A 19813-nucleotide genomic window follows, 5' to 3' on the forward strand; every position below is an offset into this window, starting at 1 on the left:
GCTCACCCCTCGCTGGGGTCCGGCTCGGCCGTCGCGGGCGTGCCCCGCTTGACCGCGCTGAGCAGCAGCTGGGACACGTCGATCACCTCGACCCCCGCGCCCTGGCCCTCGCTCTGGCGCTGGGTGACGCCGTCGGTGAGCATCACCCGGCAGAACGGGCAGCCGGTGGCGATCTTGGTGGGGGCGGTGCCCAGGGCCTCGTCCACGCGGTCGACGTTGATCCGCTTGCCGATCCGCTCCTCCATCCACATCCGGGCGCCGCCGGCGCCACAGCACATGGACCGGTCGCCGTGCCGGGGCATCTCGCGGAAGGCCGCGCCGGTGGCGCCGATCAGCTCGCGCGGCGGGGTGTAGACCTTGTTGTGCCTGCCCAGGTAGCAGGGGTCGTGATAGGTGATGTCCTCGGCCAGTGGGGCGACCGGGACCAGGCGGCGTTCCCGGACCAGGCGGTTGAGCAGCTGGGTGTGGTGCACGACCTCGAACTCGCCCCCCAGCTGCGGGTACTCGTTGGCCAGCGAGTTGAAGCAGTGCGCGCAGGTGGCCACGATCTTGCGCTTGCCCTTGGGCCTGCCCTCGAACACCGAGTTCAGCACCTCGACGTTCTGCTGGGCCAGCATCTGGAACAGGAACTCGTTGCCGGCGCGCCGGGCCGGGTCGCCGGTGCAGGTCTCCTCGGGGCCGAGCACGGTGTACTTGACCTCGGCCAGGTGCAGCAGTTCGGCCACCGCGCGGGTAGTCTTCTTCGCCCGGTCCTCGAACGCGCCCGCGCAGCCGACCCAGAACAGGTACTCGGTGTCGCCCAGTTCGCCGTCGAAGACCGGCACCTCGAAGTCCAGGCCCTCGGTCCAGGCCAGCCGGTCCTTGGCGTTCTGGCCCCAGGGGTTGCCCTTGTTCTCCAGGTTCTTGAACATCCCGCCCAGCTCGCTCGGGAAGTTCGACTCGATCAGCACCTGATACCGGCGCATGTCCACGATGTGGTCCACGTGCTCGATGTCCACCGGGCACTGCTCGACGCAGGCGCCGCAGGTGGTGCAGGACCACAGCACCTCGGGGTCGATCACGCCCAGCTCGTCCGGGCCGCCGATCAGCGGGCGCTCGGACTCGGCCAGCGCCAGCACGTCGATCTTGGCCAGCCGGGCCTCGGCGTCCTCGCCGGTGATGCCGACCTCGTCGCCGCCCATGTCCTTGCGGCCGCCGGCCAGCAGGTACGGAGCCTTGGCGTAGGCGTGGTCACGCAGCGCCGTGATCATCAGCTTGGGTGAGAGCGGCTTGCCGGTGTTCCAGGCCGGGCACTGGGACTGGCAACGCCCGCACTCGGTGCAGGTGGTGAAGTCCAGCCAGCCCTTCCAGGAGAAGTCCTCGACCTTGCCCGCGCCGAAGACGTCCTTCTCCGGGTCGGCCTCCTCGAAGTCCAGCGGCTTGCCGCCGCTCATCATCGGCTTGGCCGCGCCCAGCGCCACGCCGCCGTCGGCCTCGCGCTTGAAGTAGATGTTGAAGAAGGCGGTGAACCGGTGCCAGGCCACGCCCATGTTCAGGTTGCGCGAGATGGTGATCGCCCAGGCGGCCGAGATGAAGATCTTCAGCACCGCGAAGATGGAGACCATGATCGCCGCGCTGGGCAGGATGGCGCCGAGGCCGTGCGAGATCGGGGTGGCCCAGACCGGGTAGTGGAACAGCCCGCTGGAGGCCTTGAACGCGCGGATGGCGAAGATGCAGACGCCCACGCTGAGGATGACGCCCTCGACGAAGTAGGCCTGCCAGAAGTTGGAGCCCTGGAACCGGGACTGGCGGTCCGCACGCCGCGGGTGGTTGCGCTGGCGGATGGTGATCAGCACCAGGATGCCGATCACCGTGGTCAGGCCGATCAGCTCGACGAACAGGCCCCAGATCGACCAGCCGCCGATGATGGGCAGCTCGAAGGAGGGGTCGAAGACCTCGCCGTGCGCCTCCACCAGGGTCAGCACCAGCGAGCCGAAGCCGACCATGACGAACCAGTGCGCCGCGCCGACCACACCCCACTTGAGCATCCGGGTGTGCCCGAGGATCTCGGTCAGCATGGTCCTGAGGCGGCCGAACAGCGGACCGTTGCGGGTCGGGTCGGGCTGACCTAGCCGCACGGTGCGCACCATCTGGACCACGGCCCTGGAGAGCAGCACGACCCAGGCGAGGGTGGCGGCCAGAGAAATCAGGCCCAACACGATATGCACAGCACCCATGCTCGGCAGTCCTCCCAGGTGATAGCGGCGTCGGTATCCTGCCTCGCCCGGAGACTACGCCATATTACTCACCAGTAACCACCTGGCGTGTCCGGTGTCGCACCGGTTGGCGCTAGTTGACCGAGATCAGCAGTTCGGACAGATTCTCGACCAAGCGCTCGGTGTCCGCCGGGGCGACCGTCGTGTATTGACCGATCGCGCGCACCGAGTAGCGGCCCTCGATGTTGTCCACCACGGAAACCACGTGCTCAGCGCGGTTGCGCTCGCCCCAGTGGTCCCAGCCGGTGGCGCCGAACTGACCGCCGCGCAGCCGTTCCGCGCTGACCGTCTGGGCCAGCGCGCGGGCCGGTCCGGCCGGCATGCCGCCCAGCTCCAGCTGGTGCGCGAAGGCGTCGTAGGACTTGCCGGCGCGGGCCGCGGCGTACTGGAGCAGATCGTTGGGCACGGTGATCGAGTCGCCGTGGCCGGGCGGGTGCTCGGGCAGCAGCTCCACCGCGGCCTCGGGCATGGTGGTGGGGCCGATCTCGGAGATCCGGATCTGGTTGTCCATCACGCTGCCGCAGGCCACGAACTCGCCGCTGCCGGTGACCATGGCCCGCAGCGAACGCTCCCGGTCCAGGTTGAAGCGCAGGTCGATGGCGGTGCGCGGGCGGGCGAACTGGTGCAGCAGATCCGTGTACCAGGAATTGAGCTGACCGGGCCAGCCCAGGCCCTTGTCCGCCAGGCCCACCCAGGCCGACCTGCGGATCTGCTCGGCCTCCTCGTCGGTGGCCGGATCGGGCACGACGTCGAGCACCAGCGGCCGGGCCCCCGGTGCGAGGTCTTCCCAGCTCACGAAAAACTCCATCGGCGTGAGCACGACCGCCGCCATGGCCTTCCTTCCCTGTCTCCCACCAGGTTCAGACGGCCAACGGTACCCCCGAACAGGCGGCATCGGCCGCACAACGCGCTAATCCGCGCCAGCCCGCCGCCGGAACCGGCGCAGCCCGAGCACCAGGCCGAGCAGGAGCAGCCCGCCGCCCAGGGTCACCGCCACCGCCACCGGGTGCCCGCCGCCCTTGAGTTCGGCGGCCAGCCCGGGGTTCGCGCCGGTCTCCACCGCGTCCCGGCTGGGCGGGGCCGCACCGCCGACCAGGTAACGCACGCTCGCCTCGGCCGAGTCCACCCTGGTCACCGTCTGCCGCGCGGTGATCGAACGCGCGCCGGGCTTGAGGTCGGCGCCGGGCCGCAGCCGCCACTGGCCGTCCGCGCCGACCATGGTCGACCCGGCGGGCACCCCGTCCACCGAGACGGTCACCAGCGCCTTGGGTTTGCCGGTGCCGGCGATCTGCGGCCGGGGCAGGTCGCCGTGGTCGCCCTGGCCGGGCGTGGTGATCACCGGTGGCGGCGGCATCACGGTGAAGTTGCCGACCGTTTCCGGGGACTCCTGCCCGTCCACGCTCTGCTTCAGCGCCACCTGATGCCCGCCGAGGCACAGCTTCTCCGGCAGCGTCAGCCGCCAGCGGCCCTCGCCGTCAGCGATGATCAGCACCGGTGGTTTGGCGTCCAGGCGCACGCTCACCCGCGCGCCGGGCCGGGCGGTGCCGTGCACCTCCGGCAGCGCCTCGGTGCCCCGGCTGCCGTCCAGCGGGCCCAGCAGCGTGGGCGCGCGCAGCCGCGGCTCGTCCGGGTCCAGGTAGGCCACCAGCTTGTCCCGGTTGGCATCGCGCGGCCGGGTGCGGTCCGGGGCCAGCTCGTCCACATCGCGCACGCCGTCGGCGTCCGCGTCGCCCTCGGTGGTCAGCAGCCGCAGTTCGCCGCCGAAACTGGGCAGCACGTCCGCGGTCAGCGATTCGCCCAGCGCCAGCGTGGTCAGGCCGCTGGGGCCGGGCGCGGGGCGGCAGCGACCGGCGGCCGAGCCGAGGTGCGCGGCCGAGGTCCAGCCCAGGGCCGCGCCACCGGCCAGCAGCGCGCCGCCGCCGTCCACGCACAGCCCGTGCACCTCGAACCCGCGCAACGCCATCCCGCCGGACTCGCCGAGCCGCCACACCGAGCGCGGGGCGAACACCGTGCCGCAGGAGTAGCCCGCCCGGCCCGCCGCGCACACCTGGGCGCCGGGGATGGCCGCGGCGAGCGACTCGACCCGTTGCGCGCCACCGGGTCCGGCCACCTCGGGCAGCGGGGTGGCGTGCGGGTCGGCGATCCGGATCGAGGCCAGATCGTCGCCGGGGCCGTCGCCGTCCAGGGAGGCCAGGGTGAACTTGTCCACCGAGCCCAGCGGGGCGCAGTGCGCCGGGCCGAGGGAGACCGCGCGGCCGAGCCGGTCCAGCGCGTTGAGGCCGTAGCCGCAGCCCTGGGCGCGCACCGCGGGCGGTTGCGGCGGCAGGTCGGTGTGCTCGACCCGCAGCGATACCCCGGGGCGGGGCAAGGAGTTCGCCAGCCTGCGGCCGATGGGGGAGTCGGCCAGCAGCAGGCGCAGGTTCCCGGCGCGCACGTCCGGGGTGATGCCGTAGACCGCGGCCCGCTCGGCCGGCGGCAGCGTGGCCGACCAGCGGGCCACCGCGTCCACCGCCTGGTCCAGGGCCTCGGCGTTGACCGGCCGCACCTGCGCGCCCGCGCCGGCGATCCGGACCCGGTCCGCGGCAGCCTCGTCGGTGACCGCGACCCGCAGCCGCCGGTTGCCGGACTCGAACCAGGCGCCGCCGAAGGCCGAACCCAGTTCGGCGCGCAGCCGGTCGGCGGCGGCCGCGGCCTGCCGGGCCGCGCGGCCGTTGGCCAGGTAGGTCACCGGGTCCAGGCCGAGATCGCGGCGCAACGCCTGTTTCAGCTGCGGCGGCAGCGCCTCGGCGTGCGCGGCCAGCAACGCCTGCTCACCGGGCTGCTGCGCGGCCTGCGCAGGCATCGCACCCAGCACGAGCAGGCAGGCGGCTCCGGACAACCCAAGCGCCCTGCGCATCCCGCACCTTCTTCGCCACCACCCAAACCCGCCCATGACAACGGGAGTGGGCAAACGCTAGCCGCCCGAAGGGGCAGTTCCGCCGGTCGCTGCCGGGTTCGTTACGAAGGTCGCGGTATGGCAAAGAAACGGGCGGCCGTCCCGGAGGACGACCGCCCGTTTCGCGGTGTTTACTCAGTTACTTCAGGACTGCACGCCCGCCTTGCGGCGGCGGAAGAACACCAGCAGCGCGATGCCACCGGCGACGGCCACGGCGCCACCGATCAGCATCGGCACCACGCCGTCCACACCGGTCTTGGCCAGGCCGCCGTTACCGCCGCCGTTGCCGGCGGGGCTGGTGGTCGGCGGGGCCGCGCCACCCTTGGTCAGCTCGTAGGCCACGGTGTCCGCGTCCGAGTCCACCTTGTCGATGGTCTGCTTGGCGGAGATGGTGTGCTTGCCCTTGGCCAGGTCAGCGGCCGGGGTGAGCGTCCACTTGCCGTCGGCGCCCACGGTGGTCTCGCCCAGCTTGGTCTCGCCGGCGGTCACCGTGACGGTGGCCTTGGCGGTGCCGGTGCCGGAGATGACCGGGCGGGCGTTCTCGCTCTTGGCGCCTTCCTTGGGCTCGGTGATGACCGGAGCCGCCGGAACGATGGTGAACTTGGACTTGACCTCGCGCGAGGTCAGCTCGCCGACCTTCTGCTTCAGGCCGACCTCGTGGTCGCCGTAGGCCAGTTCCGCGCCCGTGGCCTGCGTCCACTTGCCGCTCGCGTCAGCCTTGATCTCCGTGGTCTGGCCCTTGTAGGACAGGGTGACCGCGGCGTTGGGCTTGGCGGTGCCGGTGAGCACCGGCTTGCGCTCGGTGATCCGGGACTTGTCGGCCGGGCTGGTCAGCTTCGGCGCGGACAGGTTCGGCTCGTCGGCGTCACGGTAGGCGGCGACACCGTTGTTGTTGGTGTCCTTGATCTTGGTGATGTCGGCGTTCAGCTCGTCGATGTCGAGCACGCCGTCCTCGTCCACGTCACCGTTGCTGGTCAGCACGGTGAGCTGGGCGTCGCCCTTGTGGTCGGGCAGGATGTCCCTGCCGACGAACTCGGCGTAGGAGCGGTCCTTCGGCTGGCCCGCGGTGGGGCACTTGTCGCCGGGGTTGGCCGCGCCGCCGGAGGTGATGCCCAGCGCCTTGGAACCCAGGACCACAGCGCCGCCGGAGTCACCCGGGATGCTGCAGGCGTCGTGCTGGAACAGCGAGAGCAGGTGGTTGCTGATCCGCACCTGCACGTCGACGTTGACCACGTTGCCGCACTGCCAGCCGGTGGTGCGGCCGGACTTGCAGATCTCCTGGCCCTGGATCGGGTCGGTGACGCCGTCCAGCTTCAGGCCACTGCCGTTGTAGCGGTTGACCTCGGGCAGCAGCTTGTTGCCACCGTTGGTCACCTTGATGGTGGCCGAGTCGTCGCCGTCGGGGGCGTTGTCGAACCGGACGTTCTCGCCGAGACCGATGGCCTCGCCGACCGGGTTGCCCGCGCCCTTGATCTCGACGTTGACCTTGCGGCCGTCAAAGCCGTCGAAGCAGTGGCCGGCGGTGATGATCTGGCCACGGCCGAGCTTGTCCACGGCGTTGAAGCCGAGGGAGCAGAGCCGCAGGCTGCTGCCCGCGCCGGAGACGGTGTAGCCGTCGCCACCGCGGATGTCCTTCTCGGCCTGCAGCTCTTCCTGCTTGTGCCCGATCTCGACCTGGACGTTCACCTTGGGCAGCTCGGTGGCCAGGGCCTTGCCCGCCTCCGAGCTGGACAGGGTCACGCCCAGCTTGCCGTCCTTGGTGTCCACCGCGACGGCCTGGAACGCGGCCTTCTTCTCGGCGGGCAGGGCCTTGACCCAGTTGCTGATGGTGTCCGCGGCGCGGTCGAGCGCGCTGGCGGAGACCCCACGCTGGTGCACCTCGCCACCGGCGGCCCGCACCTTGGCGGCCACGGCGGCGTCAGTGACCGCGACGTGCAGTTTCTTGCTGCTCTTGTCGAACCACGCGCCGCCGAACTTCTCGCCCAGCTCCTTGCGCAGTCGCGAACCGGCCAGCGCGGCCTTGTCCGCGGCCCGTGCGGTCGCCACGTACTCCTTGGCGTCCTTGCCGAGGTCGCGACGGATCGCTTCCTTCAGCTCGGCCGGCATGGACTGCACGACCGCGTCCGCGGTGACCTCGGTCGGCTGCGCGGGCGCCATGCCCGTGCTCAGCGCGGTGCCCAGCACCAGCACACCCGCCACCGAAACAGCGGCGCCCACCCTCCGGCGGAGGCTTGCCTTGCTCATCTAGCTCCTTCCCCAGACCCCACCATGACCCGATTGGGTTACCTCGGAGGGGTGACGCAGGGAAGCTAGCTGTAGTTCCCTCTACTTGGGACCGGGTTTGTGAAAAAAGGTGCGAACTTCGTTACGAAGATTTGACTCGCCAGGCCGGGCCGCCGAAGGCCGCCGCCAGCTCGTCTGGCCTGCACGGCAGTCCGAAATGATCACCGACAGCAAGATCGGCTTCGGCTGCCAGCCAGAATTCTGCCTGCTCAGCGGTTGACACACCGTCCGCGATCACCTCGGTGGCACCGGCCCGGTGCGCCAGGCCGGGCAGCGCCCGCAGCGAATCGGCCACCGCCGGACCCGCGGTGCCCGCCCGGCCGAGAAGTTCACGGTTGAGCCGGACCGAGTTCACCGGAAGTTCGGTCAGCGTGGCCAGGTCGCCCGCGGCCAGCCCGAAGTCGCTGAGCACGGTGCGCACGCCGAGGTCGGCCAGCGTGCGCAGGTTGTCCCTGGCCTCGCCCCGGTCCGCGGTCAGCACCGGCGCGGGCAGTTCGACCAGCAGCTTGGTCGCCGGGAACGCGGTCTCCTTGAGCACGCCGACCACCCTGGTCACCAGGTCCGCGTCTGCCGCCTGGTGCGGGGTCAGGCTCAGCGCGAGCACCAGATCCCGGCCCAGCCGCTGCCGCCACCAGCCGGTCTGCCGGCAGCCGGCGCGCAGCAGCCACTCGCCCAGGTTGGCCATCAGTCCAGTCGACTCGGCCAGCTCCCGGCACCGCCGGTCCGGCAGCGGCCCGAGCTCCGGGTGCTCCCAGCTCAGCAACGCCTCCACCCCGAGCACCCGGCCGTCGGCCAACCGCACCAGCGGCCGGTACCTCGGTTCCACCGCGCCGTTCTCGAACGCGCCCGGCATCGAGGCGGCCAGCGCGTCCCGTTCCCGGTCCAGCCGGTCCTGCTCGGGATGCAGCTGCTCCCACTGCCCCGGTCCGTTGCCGCGGGCCCGGCGCAACGCCAGGTGCGCGCCGCGCAGCAGTTCGGCGGGCGTGCTCTCCGGCGGCGGCCGGTGCACCACGCCGATGCTGACCGAGGCGGCCAGCCCGTGCCCGTCCACGTAGGTCGGTTCGGCCAGCTCGCACCGGATCATGTGCACCATGGTCATCGGGGCCGGGGTGCTGGAGCAGTTCTCCACCAGCACCGCGAACTCGGACCCGTCGATCCGCGCCACCATGGCCTTCTCCCCGGCCACCACCGTCTTGAGCCGCTGGGCGACCATCACCAGCAGGTGCTCGCCCGCGTGCTCGCCAAGACCGTCGCGGACCACCGCGAAGGCGTCCAGGCCGAGGTGGAACAGGGTGACGCCGTAGCGCGGATCCGCTTGGCGCAGCACGGATTCCAGGTGGGTGCCGAAGTACTGGCGGTTGGGCAGCCCGGTCAGCACGTCGTGCAGCGCCTGCCTGCTCAGCTCGTTCTGCAACAGCAGCAGTTCGGTGCCGTCCTCCACCACGGTGACGAACTGGCTGGCGCCTCGTCCTCGCCGCGCAGTAAAGAGGCGGTCAGCGAGACCATGGCGTGGTCGCCGTCCTGCAGCAGCAGTTTCTGCGACTGCTTGATCCGCTGCACCCGGCCGCTGAGCAGGGCCGCGTAGTCCTCGCGCAGCGCGGACGCGTGCTCGGGCGGGACCAGGTCGAACAGGTTGCGGCCGGTCAGCTCGGCCGCGGTGTGCCCGAGGATGGCGCCGACCGAGCCGTTCACCCGCAGCAGCGTGCCGTCCAGATCGGTGATCAGGATGCCGCTGGCCGAGCAGGTGGCGACCTCCTCGAACCGGGCCTCGGCCGCGCGCAGGTTCCACTTGGCGTCGCGCACCGCCTTGAGCAGCGAGAGTTTCATGCTCTCCTGCTGCTCCAGGGTGGCCCGCTGCGCGGCCGCGAGGAAACCGGCGGCCAGCGCGCCGAGCGTGCCCACCACGCGTTCGGCCGACTTGCCGCCGCGGAACTCCGGCAGCGCCAGCATGCCCTTGCCCAGGATGTCCATGGTCAGCGCCAGCGACTGCTGGCTGGCGCAGTTCAGCGCGACCAGCCGGGCGCCGGCCGCCTCGGCCGCCGCGTTGCCCGCCTGCTCGCTGTGCACCGTGGCGCACAAGGTGTCCAGCAGCCCGGCCAGTTCGTCCTCGAACTCGGTGTGCACCAGCGGCACATAGTCGGTTTCGGCCAGCACGTAGGCCCATTTGCGCGCGAGGGTGCGGCGCTTGCGCCGCCAATCCTCCGGCGGCGGCGCCGGGCTCGTCTGCAGGCCGAGATCCGGCATGGGTCGCTCAGCGCTTCCTGGCCACGCCGGCGTAGGTGTATTCGTTGCTCGACGGATCGGCGATGGCGCCCGGACCGTCGGCCCGCCAGTCGGCACAGCCGACCAGCCCCGGCTCGACCAGCTCGAAGTCGCCGAACATGGTCATGATCTCCTCGTAGGAGCGCGGGGTGACCTGGTCCGCGCTGCGGGAGAGCCGGATGGCGTCGCCGAGGTCTTCGAGGTCCTGCTTCTGCTCGTCGTGAGTGGCGTGGGTGAGCGCGAGGTGGCTGCCGGGCGCGAGCAGATCACGGTAGTGGCGCATCAGCTCGGCGGGATTGGACTCATCCGGCAGCCAGTGCAGCACCAGCATGAACAGCAGGCCGACCGGCTGGGAGAAGTCGAGCAGCTGCCGGACCGCGGGGCTGCCGACGACCAGCTCGAAGTCGCGCATGTCCGCGTGCACCACGCCGGTGCCGGGCGTGTGCTCCAGCATCAGCTGGCTGTGCGCGACCGCGACCGGATCGCGGTCCAGGTAGACCACCCGGCAGGCCGGGTCGATCCGCTGCGCGATCTCGTGCACGTTGCCCACGGTCGGGATGCCCGAGCCGATGTCCAGGAACTGCCGGATCCCTTGTGCCATCAGGTGCCGGACCGCCCTGGCCATGAAGGCGCGGTTGAGCCGGGCCACCCGGCGCAGGCTGGGTGCGATGCGCTGCAACGTCTCGGCGGTGGCGCGATCCACCGCGAAGTTGTGGCTGCCGCCGAGCACGTAGTCGTAGACCCGGGCGATGCTCGGCGTCGTTATGTCGACGCCGGCCGGGACCCAGTCCTGCGTCCGCGTCACGGAAAAACACCTCGATTCGTAGCGGTGACCAGCATAGCGAGATTTGGTGCCCGAGTTGATGATCGACCAATGGGATGACGCCCCACTCGGACGGGTACTGTCGCCTGCGGCCGAATGGGCCCTAGTGTGGCCACTTCCCCTTTCCCGGCGCAAGGAGTGCGAATGCCCGTCCGGGTGGCACCCGGTCAGTGGCCGTTACTTGGGCACACACCGGCCTTGCTACGCAGAAAATTCAGGTTCACCTCGGGACTCCGCGATCATGGCGACGTTGTCAAGCTGTATCTGGGACCACTCCAGGCTTATTTCATCACAAGTCCTGAACTGGTCCACCGCGTACTGGTAACGGACGGCGCGAGTTTCGGAAAAGGCGCCATGTTCGACAAGTTCCGGCCTTACATGGGTAACGGCCTGGCGATGTCGGACGGCGCGTTCCACCGGCGCCAGCGCAAGCTCATCCTGCCCGCCTTCCGCCAGGGGCGGATCGAGCACTACGCCGGGAACATGGTGCGGGCGGCCACCGAGCTGACCGGCTCCTGGCGGCCGGGCGAGGTCCGGCTGGTCGACGCCGACATGCAGGGTCTGGCGGTCACCATCGTCGGCGCCGCGTTGTTCGCCACCGAACTGGGCGGGCCCGCGATCGAGGAGTCCCGCCGGTCCATCCCGGTGATCGTCAAACAAGGCATCATCCGGGCGCTCTCGCCCAACTTCGTCGAGCGCCTGCCGATCCCGGGCAACCGGGCCTTCGACGCCGCGATCAGCCGGATGCGCGAGGTGGTCACCCAGGTCATCACCAGCTGGGACGGCGTCGACCACGGCGATCTGCTGTCCCTGCTGCTACTGGCCAGGGATGCCGACACCGGCGAGGGCATGACCGAGCAGCAGGTCTTCGACGAGGTCATCACGCTGCTCACCGCGGGCATCGAGACCAGCGCGCTCGCGCTGGGCTGGATCTTCCACGAACTGGGCCGCAACTCCGAGGTCGAGGCGCGGCTGCACGCCGAACTGGACGAGGTGCTGGGCGGCCGCCCGGTGACCTTCGCCGACCTGCCCCGGCTGGAGTACACCCGGCGGGTGGCCACCGAGGGCCTGCGGATGTACTCGCTCTGGCTGCTGATGCGGCGGGCCAACCGCGAGGTCGACCTCGGCGGGCTGCGCCTGCGACCGGGCGATGAGGTCATCGTCAGCCCGTACACCATGCATTTCGACGATCGGTCCTTCCCTGACCCGGATCGGTTCGACCCGGACCGATGGTCGCCCGAACGGACGGCCGCGGTGCCCGAGGGCGCGTACATCCCGTTCGGCGCCGGCATCCGGCAGTGCATCGGAAACTCTTTCGCGCTGACCGAGCTGCTGACCGCGATCGCCACGGTCGCCGCGCAATGGCGACTCGTTCCGGTGCCGGATCGGCCGGTGCGGGTGAAGTTCACCAACGCGCCGTACCCGAACGCCCTGCCGATGACGGCAGTTCCACGCCATTAGTTGCTTCGCAAATCATCCATTCGGAGGTTTTTCCCGTGCGTTTGTTCTTGCGCCGGATCGGGGCGGCCACCGCCGCCTGCCTGGGTTTGAGCACGCTGATCGCCCCCATCCCGGCCGGCGCCGCCGAGGCGACCTGCCGGGACCTGTCCATCCCGGTTTCCCTGCTTGACCTGCCCTTGCTCAGCCTGGACCAGACCATGTACGGCCGGCTGTGCACCCCGGCGGGCGGCAGCAACACCGTGCAGGTGCTGATTCCCGGCGGCACCTACAACAGCTCCTACTGGGACATCGCGCACTCGCCGGAGACCCGCTCGTACCGGAAGGCACAGAACCAGGCCGGGTTCGCCACGCTCGCGCTGGACCGGATCGGCAGCGGGCGCAGCTCCAAGCCGCTGGGCGCGCTGCTGACCGCCTTCACCCAGGCCAACGCGGTCAACCACGTGGTCAAGGCGATGAAGTCCGGTTCGCTGGGGCCGAGGTTCGGCAAGGTCATCCTCGGTGGGCACTCACTGGGCTCGGCGATCTCGGTGATCGTGGCGGCCAAGCACCAGAACGTGGACGGCGTGCTGATCGCCGGCCAGCTGCACCGGCTGAACCTGACCGGCATCATCCCCACCCTGACCACGCTGACCCCGGTGCTGCTGGACCCCAAACCGGCGTTCCGGCTGCTGGACCCGACCTTCCTGACCACCGCGGTCGGGCAGCGCTTCACCGCCTTCCACCGCGGCGGCCCGCTGGATGAGATCGCGGTCGCCGAGGACGAGGCGAACAAGGACGGACTGGCCGCGGGTGAGGCGGTGGACGGCATCCTGCTCGGCACCATCCTGCCGCTGAGCAAGCTGATCAAGGTGCCGGTGCTGCTCGCCATGGGCGGCAACGACCAGGTGTTCTGCGGTGGCCTGCTGGGTAGCGACTGCTCCTCGGCGGAGGCGCTCAAGCAGTTCGAGGCGCCCAACTTCGGGCCTGCCGCCCAGCTGCGCACGTTCGTGCTGCCCAACTACGGGCACTCCTTCAACTACGCGCCGAACGCCTCGGAGTTCTTCCAGGCCACCGCGAGGTGGGCTGAGGAGATGGTCGGTCGCTAGGCCGGCCCGCTGGGGACGGCCAGCACCGCCCGGACGGCCGTCCCCAGCACCGCCTGCACCCGCACCTCCGCGCCGTCCTCGCGCACCCGCGCGGCCACCGTGATCTCCGCGGCCCGGTCGAGCCGCACGAGCATCGTGTCCCCGGCGACTCCCTCGGCCCAGGCCAGTTCCGCGCCTGCCGGCTCGCCGTCCACCAGCACCCGGACCGCCGCGGCGCCCGCGGAAACCAAGCCGGACAACAAGATCTCCACCTCGCCCGCGGGCACGGCCGCGACCAGCAGCGGCTCCCAGTCCGCCGAGCCGGTGCCCGGCCAGTCCAGCGGCCGGACCGGGGTGAAGGCGGCCGGGGGCGCCGGTGGGCGCAGGCCCTCCAGCAACCGCAGCCGTCGCCGGATCTCCCGCAACTCCTCGGCCAGGTCCGGCCGCCGGTTCGTCCTCACCACGCCTCCCGCACCGGTGCGACGGTCAGCGTGACCCGCTCCAGCCCGCCGTCATCGCCCGGTTCCACCTCGTAGCCCAGCACCCGCACCGGCACGTCCAGCGCGCCGTCGGCGAAGAACGGGTCCTCCACCACGATCCGCGCCTCATCGCCCACCGCGTAACTGCCCAGCACCGGGTCCAGATCGGCCCGCACCACCAGTTCGGGCAGCACCACCGGCCGCCGGGTCGCGGCCAGCCTGGCCCTGGCCTGGGCGGCCAGCAGGTACAGATCGCTGGAGTCGACGAAGGACTCCGCCTCCTCCAGCAGCGGCCAGCCCTGCTCGCCCGCTGCCGCGTCCTCGGCGTAGACCACGATCCGGTCCTCCTCGCCGCCGGTGCCCTGCACGAACACCCTGGTGGCCATGGCCGCCGCGTCCGCCGGCCAGACCAGTTCCAGCAGGTTCGCCCCGTACTCCCACACGTGCCCGGCGCCGCGCCCGCCCAGCTGCGGGAAACCCAGGCGCAGCAACCGTCGTGGCCGCCCGTCCGGGCCGTAGGGGGTGTCCATGGCGAAGTCGAAACCGCGGTCCGCCTCGGCCAGTTCGCGCAACGCCTCGGCCACCGGCTTCAGCTCGTGCGCCGCATAGCTCACCGATCTGTCCACAGTGGACACTTCGGGTCCGGTCACCTCGATGCCCAGGTCGCCGCCGGGGTGGGACTGGGCCAGTGCCACGATCTCGCGCGCGATCATCAGCTGATCCCCTTGCCAGGACAGCGGTTCGGTGTTGCTCAGCGGATGCCGGACCAGCCGCCGGTGCTCGAAGTAGGAGAAGAAGTCGTGCCCGGTCAGCTCCAGCGTGCCGCTGGTGCCGTCGTAGCGGCTGGCCCACAGGATGCCGCCCCAGACCAAGGTCCCGTCCCGGTCCACGTACAGCGCGGTGCGACCAGGGGTGGCCGCGACCCGGGGACGCCGCTGCCGGACCTCGGCGTCGGTGACCCGCAGCTGCCCGCGGAACTCGCCCACGTCGTTGAGCCTGCGGCTGAAGGTGACCCCGGACAGCGGCAGCTCGTCCACGATCCGGCCGGTGCGCAGGTCGGCGAACAGGTAGGTGTAGGTGGCCATCAGTCCGCGGACCAGGTGACGTCGAACCACACCTCGACCACGTGGTCGATGCTCTCCTCCAGGCTGAGCTGGGTCCGCCCGTCGGGGTGCCGGTAGGCGGACAGGCACAGCGCGGCGAACCTGGCCTCGCCGCCCATCGGCCGGAGCACACCGTGCGCGATCCACACGTGGCCCTGGCCGCCCGGGCTGAACTCGGCGGGCAGGTAGGCGGCCACCCTGATCGCGTTGGCCGGGAAGGTGCGGGTCATGGTGCCGGACAGGCTCACCATCCGCCCGAGGCGGCGCACCTGCAATGGCCGGTCGGTCTTGTGCGCCCACCGCGGCTCCGGGGTGGCTGCCTGCCAGCCGGTGTCGGTGGGGTCCAGCGTGCGCCAGCCGTCCTTGGTGGCCACCTCCAGCACGTGGGTGTCCAGCCGGTGCACGTAGCTGCCCAGGGGAGCGCTGACCGGGCGGTCGGCAGCGTCCAGCACCGGCAGCACGCCGCCGACCGCCGCGATGAACCGGCGCTTGTCCCGCACCCGTACCGGCGCCGTGTCCATCAGGTACAGCTCGGCCAGCAGGAGGTGGGCACGCGGGGGCGGAGCAGGCGGCACGGCCGGATGCTCGACATCGCTGGCCGGGCCGTCCAGCAGCCGCAGCTCGATCCCGTTCGGCTTGCCGTCCGCATCGACGGTGAGTTGCACCAGCACCCAGGTGATCCGTTGCATGAGCCTGCCGGGCGGGGTCAGCGTCAGCCTGCGTGCCCCGTCCACGGTGACCAGGAACGGCCCGGCCCCACTCGGATCGGGCAGCACCGCCTGGAAGGCGTTGACCGTGACCGTGTCGCCGTTGAGGCTGACCTGGCCGGGCGCGCCGGGCGCGGGCCTGATCCCGGCCCGCACCCCCACCGGATCCGCCGGTAGGTCGCCCGAGCTGGTCCAGGTCATGCCGGTGGTCAGCCGGGCGGAGGCGGCGTCGATCCCGTCGACCCAGCCCGGAATCCGTTCTGCCATGTCCGGTCCTCTCTCAGACCCAGGCGTCGCGCCAGTGCGCGGTGAGCCGGGCCGTGTCGTTGCGGTCCTGATGGGCGGTGAAGGCGACCGCGGTCTGCCCTGGTGGCAGGCCGAACCAGGTCGAGCCGGGGGCCAGCGCGGCCCGGCGGGAGGCCGCGCCCAGCCGCACCGTGCGCGCCGCGGTGTCGATCTCCAGCAGTTCGCCGGTGGCCAGGTCCAGGTCGAAGGCCAGCCGGGCGCCGGTGCCACGTTGGGTGATCACCGGTTTGCGCACCGGGCCGCGCAGCTCCCAGACCGGCTGGCTGCGCACGGTGCCCGCGTTGTCCAGTAGCAGCACCCCGCCCACCGGCTGGCCGAAGACCAGCGGGAAGGTCAGCGGGAATCTGATGCCGGGCGCGGCCTGGGGCAGTGCGCAGGCGGCCTGCCGGGGCGAGCCGTAGCGCAGCGGATCCGGCGCGGTGAGCACCAGGGAGAAGGTGAACAGGTACGGCGTGACGTCGTCGATCCTGGTGCCCGCGCCCAGCCGGACCAGCGCGTGCCGGTCGAAGCCCTGCTCGGTCACCCGCAGCTCGCGCAGGCCCGCGGTGTCCGCGAGCACCCCGGCCAGCCGGTTCTTGGCCCGTTCCTTGGCCGCCACGCTGGGCGCGATCGCACTGCCCTCCAACGTGACCACTCGCGCGCCGCGGTAGCCGGGCGCGTCGAAGGCGCCGTCCCGCTGCGGCCGGTTGACCAGGTCCAGCCGCAGTTCCGGGGTGCTGGACCAGCCGTCCTCGCGGGTGATCCACCACTCCACGCCCTCGGCGTCCACCGTCCCGCCGGCCCAGCCGTCCACCTCGAACACCGGACGCTGCAACACCATCGGCTCGGTCATCGTCTCGCCGCCCAGGCCACCTCGCGGGCGGCGATCCGCCCGATCTCGTACTCCGACTGCCCCGGCCGGGCATAGACGTTGACCACCACTGACGTGCCACCGGGCACCGCGGCGGCCGCCCCTGGCGCCGCGCCGGGCACGGTGAAGGCGTTCACGAACCCGCCTGCCGTGGACAGGCTCTCCGGCTTCACCCCGTCCAGGAAGCCGGCCAGCACGTCGCCGATCAGCGGGATCTTGCGCAGTGCGTTCTGGATCGCGGTGATGAGTGCCTTGAGCCACTTCCCAGGGGAGAGGAAGGTCTCGATGATGCTGGTCTGGATCGCCTCGGCCAGCCGGGTGCCCAGGCGTTTGCCCATCGCGTCCAGCAACGGGCCCAGCTCGTTCTCCAGGTCGCGGAAGTAGTTGCGCAGCTTCCCGGTCAGCTCGGTGAGCTTGCCGTCCAGCGAACTGACCAGCGCCTCGCCGAAGTCCTTGACCTTCTTCAGCAATCCGGCCAGAAAACTCTCGACCAGCGAGCCGAACACCACGGTGAACGCGACCCATTCGGCGATCACCAGTGCGAAGATCCCGGCGACCTGGAGCAGCAGCTTGATCTGGAACTTGGTCAGCTGGTCGAGGATGTTCTCCAGCAACCGGGACACCAGCTTCTGCACCAGCAGGGTGAACACGCCGACCGCCAGGGTGAGGGCCGCGAGCAGGATGCCGACCCGCACCAGCAGCGCGACCTGGAACTTGGCCAGCTGGTCCAGCACCTGGGCGAAGAACTGGCTGGTCGCCGCCAGCATCCCGTCCAGGGCCCGCCGCCAGAGGTGCTGGATCTGCTGCGCGGCCTGCTGCACGGCGTTCTGGATGAGCCGCCAGAACTGCCGGACGAGGTTGAGCAGCGTCCGCAGCGACTGGGTGGTGGCCGCGACGATCAGCCGCCAGTGCTGCCGGACGGTGTTGAGCAGCTGGGCGTGCGCCCCGGTGGTGGCGGTGGTGATCAGTCGCCAGTTGAGGGTGATGATCCGGCGCAGCACCGGCATCACCTGGTTGACGGTGCGTTGCACGGCCAGCCAGGTGGCCGCGTTGGCCCGGCGGATCGCGTTGAGCGCCACCAGGATCACCTGCTGGATCTGCCGCCAGCCCAGCAGCGCGGTGCGCCGGATGGCCAGCATCGACTCGGCCACCGCCCTGGGCAGCGCGCGCCAGGTGTTGTCGCTGACCCGGCGGATCAGCAGCAGTGCCATGGTGGTCGCGGACAGGGTCTGCAACCACTGCGAGCGCACGGTCAGGAAGGCCGCCCTGGCCGCGGTCACCATGGCGCGGATGGCCGCCGGGATCCGGGTCAGCGACAGCAGCGCCCTGGCCACCTGGGCCGCGAGCAGGTGCAGGTTGCCCGCCATGGACCGGACCGCCACGCCGTAACGGGTGGCCTCGGCGCGGCTCTGCGGCAGCTGCCGGTTCAGGTCGCGGAACTGCCCGGTCAGCCTGCCGACCTGGTCGGAGACCGCCTCGGCGAAGTTGCCGACGATGCTGCGCGCGACCTCCTGTGCGGCCGCGGCCGCGGCGGTCGCGTCACCGGCCGGACTGCTCATCGCTGCCCTCCTTGCGGTAGTGGGGCGCCGAAGAACGCCGCGATCTGCGCCGGACTGGCCCCGGCGGGCTCCGGTGTTTGCTCGATCCCGGGCCGGGGCACCGGGAGCGGGCGTTCCGGCGGGTCCGCGCCCTCGGCGGTGTGCGCGGCGGCGTACATCCAGTTGGCCGCGGCGAGCTGGTCCACCGCGGCCGCGAGCAACTGCTCGCCCAGGCCCCAGTCGGCCGCCTCGCCGCGGAGTTCCCGTGCCAGCGCGCCATCCCGCGGCAGGTGCTGGATCAGCACCCGCAGGCGGCGCCGGGAGACCTGGCCGCGGTAGTGGTCGAGCAGGTCGATCCCGTAGTGCCGCAACAGATCGGCCTCGATCGCCTCGGCGTGCTCGGTCAGGAGGTCGTCGAGGCCGATGGTTCCCCCAGGGTCATCCCGGTGTCCCGGCCGTAGGCCTCCAGCACGCCCTGGATGTCCTGCACGCTGACCTCATGCTGGTCGAACCGCTTGAACTGCTCCTCGCCCAGCAGCGCCCGCAGCAACCCGTCCAGATCTGTGGCGTCCAAAGTGGACAGTGCGCTGACGGCGCCCCTGGACAGTTCGACCGGCAGCGTGAAGACCTCGCCGTCCAGCTCGAACTCCCACTTCTCGCCCTGGGCCTCCAGCCGCTGCGCGCGGGCCGCGTTGACGTTGTGCCTGCTCATGCGGTCACCTTGTTCATCGACCAGACGGCAAGGGGTTCGCCGCCGGTGGCGTTGATCGGGGTCAGCGCGGTGAAGGTGACGCCCAGTTTGAGCGCGGCGGTGCGGGTCAGCGGGGTCTCGTCGGTCTCGGTGACCACCCCGCGCGGGATGTAGAAGCGGTGGGTCAGCTCCGGGCCGTCCTTGAACTCGATGCCCAGTGCCCGTTCGTCCGGCCGCGGCGCGGCGGCGATCTCGATGTTGATCCCGGCCGCGGTGTTGCTGACCTTGCCGCCGCCGAAGAAGAACGGCAGCGTGTCCGGGTTGACCTGCAACAGGCCGAACTTCAGCGAGAAGTCCCGGTCACTGAAGACGTAGCGGATCGCGGCCACCGTCTGCCAGGTGTCCACCGCGTCCAGTTTGTCCTTGCGCACGAACTTCACCCCGTCGCTGGCGGTGTAGCCGAGGTCGACCCAGGGCGCGGCCCAGTCCTTGGTGAAATCCGCCGGGGCGGCGGTGTGCGCGGGCGCGAGAAGGATCCGGCCGGTGCCGGCCACCCTGATCTCGCTGGCGTTCATTCCTGGCATTGACGCGCTCCTGTCTCAACTCGCGGGCCGGACGGCGGCCAGCACGCGGAACTTGGTGACGTAGCGGGCGATGTGCCCGCGCCGGGAATCGGTGAACCAGACCGGCCCGTACTCCTCCACCACCTCGCTGACCAGCACGCCCTCGGCATGCCGGGTGGTGGGCAGCAGTGGCAGCAGCCCGCGGACGAGCAGCGCCAGCCGGTGCGCGGCCGGTTTGGCCGGTCCGTAGGCGTCCACCCGGATCCGGGCGGCGTCGATCAGCTCGTCGTCCCGGAATTCGCCACCCATCCGGGTGATCAGCACTGCCCCGGTGGCGCCGGTGAAGTTCAGCGGCAGGTCGGTGGTGACGGTGACGCCGTCCAGTTCGGGGCGGGCGTCCAGAAAGGTGGCGAGCAGGCTCTCCAGATCGGGGAACACCAACATGTCCCCAGGTTTTCCGGGCCGCCGTCCCGCTGCCAACGCAACGGGACGG

At 71.1% G+C, this 19813-nt stretch carries 18 protein-coding genes; 2 read left to right on the forward strand and 16 right to left on the reverse strand.

Annotated elements, in window-relative coordinates; genetic code table 11:
- Positions 1-2: 2 nt before the first annotated feature.
- The 7 genes from MZC64_RS01030 to MZC64_RS01060 form a co-directional block, all read right to left on the reverse strand.
- Positions 3-2216, reverse strand: coding sequence for a (Fe-S)-binding protein (locus MZC64_RS01030; RefSeq protein WP_247755197.1), 2214 nt, complete (start codon positions 2214-2216; stop codon positions 3-5).
- 112 nt (positions 2217-2328) lie between these two features.
- Entirely contained in the window at positions 2329-3150 is an 822-nt protein-coding gene (locus tag MZC64_RS01035; RefSeq protein WP_308300941.1) for an ESX secretion-associated protein EspG, read from the reverse strand.
- 15 nt (positions 3151-3165) lie between these two features.
- Complete coding sequence (locus tag MZC64_RS01040; RefSeq protein ID WP_247755199.1) at positions 3166-5151, reverse strand: hypothetical protein; 1986 nt, start codon at positions 5149-5151, stop codon at positions 3166-3168.
- Positions 5152-5334: 183 nt separating this feature from the next.
- Entirely contained in the window at positions 5335-7434 is a 2100-nt protein-coding gene (locus MZC64_RS01045; RefSeq protein ID WP_247755200.1) for a S1 family peptidase, read from the reverse strand.
- A 121-nt stretch (positions 7435-7555) separates the two neighbouring features.
- The gene (locus MZC64_RS01050; RefSeq protein ID WP_247755201.1) at positions 7556-8917 is read right to left on the reverse strand and encodes an EAL domain-containing protein; all 1362 of its coding nucleotides are present in this window, start codon (positions 8915-8917) and stop codon (positions 7556-7558) included.
- Complete coding sequence (locus MZC64_RS01055) at positions 8872-9717, reverse strand: PAS domain S-box protein (protein ID WP_247755202.1); 846 nt, start codon at positions 9715-9717, stop codon at positions 8872-8874. The genes MZC64_RS01050 and MZC64_RS01055 overlap by 46 nt, the downstream gene beginning before the upstream one ends.
- 7 nt (positions 9718-9724) lie before the next feature.
- Entirely contained in the window at positions 9725-10540 is an 816-nt protein-coding gene (locus tag MZC64_RS01060; protein ID WP_247755203.1) for an SAM-dependent methyltransferase, read from the reverse strand.
- 162 nt (positions 10541-10702) lie between these two features.
- Here MZC64_RS01060 and MZC64_RS01065 point away from each other — a divergent pair, with 162 nt between their 5' ends.
- Together MZC64_RS01065 and MZC64_RS01070 are read left to right on the forward strand one after the other, a co-directional pair.
- The gene (locus tag MZC64_RS01065; protein WP_247755204.1) at positions 10703-12019 is read left to right on the forward strand and encodes a cytochrome P450; all 1317 of its coding nucleotides are present in this window, start codon (positions 10703-10705) and stop codon (positions 12017-12019) included.
- Positions 12020-12054: 35 nt separating this feature from the next.
- Positions 12055-13104, forward strand: a complete 1050-nt coding sequence (locus MZC64_RS01070) for an alpha/beta hydrolase (protein WP_247755205.1) — start codon at positions 12055-12057, stop codon at positions 13102-13104.
- On the opposite strand, the gene MZC64_RS01075 is transcribed toward MZC64_RS01070, so the two are convergent.
- Genes MZC64_RS01075 through MZC64_RS01115 form a run of 9 tightly spaced genes read right to left on the reverse strand, consistent with a single transcriptional unit; the run spans position 13101 to position 19764 of the window.
- The gene (locus MZC64_RS01075; protein WP_247755206.1) at positions 13101-13544 is read right to left on the reverse strand and encodes a hypothetical protein; all 444 of its coding nucleotides are present in this window, start codon (positions 13542-13544) and stop codon (positions 13101-13103) included. The two genes, MZC64_RS01070 and MZC64_RS01075, sit on opposite strands and share 4 nt — an antisense overlap.
- Entirely contained in the window at positions 13541-14677 is a 1137-nt protein-coding gene (locus MZC64_RS01080) for a hypothetical protein (protein WP_247755207.1), read from the reverse strand. The genes MZC64_RS01075 and MZC64_RS01080 overlap by 4 nt, the downstream gene beginning before the upstream one ends.
- Complete coding sequence (locus tag MZC64_RS01085; RefSeq protein ID WP_247755208.1) at positions 14647-15639, reverse strand: hypothetical protein; 993 nt, start codon at positions 15637-15639, stop codon at positions 14647-14649. The genes MZC64_RS01080 and MZC64_RS01085 overlap by 31 nt, the downstream gene beginning before the upstream one ends.
- Positions 15640-15652: 13 nt before the next feature.
- Positions 15653-16510 carry a phage tail domain-containing protein gene (locus tag MZC64_RS01090; RefSeq protein WP_247755209.1) on the reverse strand — a complete coding sequence of 286 codons (858 nt, stop codon included), beginning with the start codon at positions 16508-16510 and terminating at the stop codon, positions 15653-15655.
- Positions 16507-18087 carry a hypothetical protein gene (locus MZC64_RS01095; protein WP_247755210.1) on the reverse strand — a complete coding sequence of 527 codons (1581 nt, stop codon included), beginning with the start codon at positions 18085-18087 and terminating at the stop codon, positions 16507-16509. Before MZC64_RS01095 ends, MZC64_RS01090 begins: the two co-directional genes overlap by 4 nt.
- A complete protein-coding gene (locus MZC64_RS01100; RefSeq protein WP_247755211.1) occupies positions 18084-18437 on the reverse strand; it encodes a hypothetical protein in 354 nt (117 codons plus the stop codon). Before MZC64_RS01100 ends, MZC64_RS01095 begins: the two co-directional genes overlap by 4 nt.
- Before the next feature lie 32 nt (positions 18438-18469).
- Positions 18470-18778: a hypothetical protein gene (locus tag MZC64_RS01105; RefSeq protein ID WP_247755212.1), complete on the reverse strand. Its 309-nt coding sequence runs from the start codon at positions 18776-18778 to the stop codon at positions 18470-18472.
- Positions 18775-19341 carry a phage tail protein gene (locus MZC64_RS01110; protein WP_247755213.1) on the reverse strand — a complete coding sequence of 189 codons (567 nt, stop codon included), beginning with the start codon at positions 19339-19341 and terminating at the stop codon, positions 18775-18777. The genes MZC64_RS01105 and MZC64_RS01110 overlap by 4 nt, the downstream gene beginning before the upstream one ends.
- A gap of 15 nt (positions 19342-19356) precedes the next feature.
- Complete coding sequence (locus MZC64_RS01115) at positions 19357-19764, reverse strand: hypothetical protein (RefSeq protein ID WP_247755214.1); 408 nt, start codon at positions 19762-19764, stop codon at positions 19357-19359.
- Positions 19765-19813: the final 49 nt, after the last annotated feature.

The sequence above is a fragment of the Crossiella sp. S99.2 genome, from assembly GCF_023094165.1.
Lineage (GTDB): Bacteria > Actinomycetota > Actinomycetes > Mycobacteriales > Pseudonocardiaceae > Crossiella.

Excerpts from the sequence above, each read along its gene's own strand:
- MZC64_RS01055 (WP_247755202.1), bottom strand. The coding sequence starts at position 9,717 with ATGCCGGATCTCGGCCTGCAGACGAGCCCGGCGCCGCCGCCGGAGGAT.
- MZC64_RS01040 (WP_247755199.1), bottom strand. The coding sequence starts at position 5,151 with ATGCGCAGGGCGCTTGGGTTGTCCGGAGCCGCCTGCCTGCTCGTGCTG.
- MZC64_RS01105 (WP_247755212.1), bottom strand. The coding sequence starts at position 18,778 with ATGAGCAGGCACAACGTCAACGCGGCCCGCGCGCAGCGGCTGGAGGCC.
- MZC64_RS01030 (WP_247755197.1), bottom strand. The coding sequence starts at position 2,216 with ATGGGTGCTGTGCATATCGTGTTGGGCCTGATTTCTCTGGCCGCCACC.
- MZC64_RS01110 (WP_247755213.1), bottom strand. The coding sequence starts at position 19,341 with ATGCCAGGAATGAACGCCAGCGAGATCAGGGTGGCCGGCACCGGCCGG.
- MZC64_RS01095 (WP_247755210.1), bottom strand. The coding sequence starts at position 18,087 with ATGAGCAGTCCGGCCGGTGACGCGACCGCCGCGGCCGCGGCCGCACAG.
- MZC64_RS01045 (WP_247755200.1), bottom strand. The coding sequence starts at position 7,434 with ATGAGCAAGGCAAGCCTCCGCCGGAGGGTGGGCGCCGCTGTTTCGGTG.
- MZC64_RS01065 (WP_247755204.1), top strand. The coding sequence starts at position 10,703 with ATGCCCGTCCGGGTGGCACCCGGTCAGTGGCCGTTACTTGGGCACACA.
- MZC64_RS01035 (WP_308300941.1), bottom strand. The coding sequence starts at position 3,150 with ATGCCGCCTGTTCGGGGGTACCGTTGGCCGTCTGAACCTGGTGGGAGA.
- MZC64_RS01090 (WP_247755209.1), bottom strand. The coding sequence starts at position 16,510 with ATGACCGAGCCGATGGTGTTGCAGCGTCCGGTGTTCGAGGTGGACGGC.
- MZC64_RS01115 (WP_247755214.1), bottom strand. The coding sequence starts at position 19,764 with ATGTTGGTGTTCCCCGATCTGGAGAGCCTGCTCGCCACCTTTCTGGAC.
- MZC64_RS01085 (WP_247755208.1), bottom strand. The coding sequence starts at position 15,639 with ATGGCAGAACGGATTCCGGGCTGGGTCGACGGGATCGACGCCGCCTCC.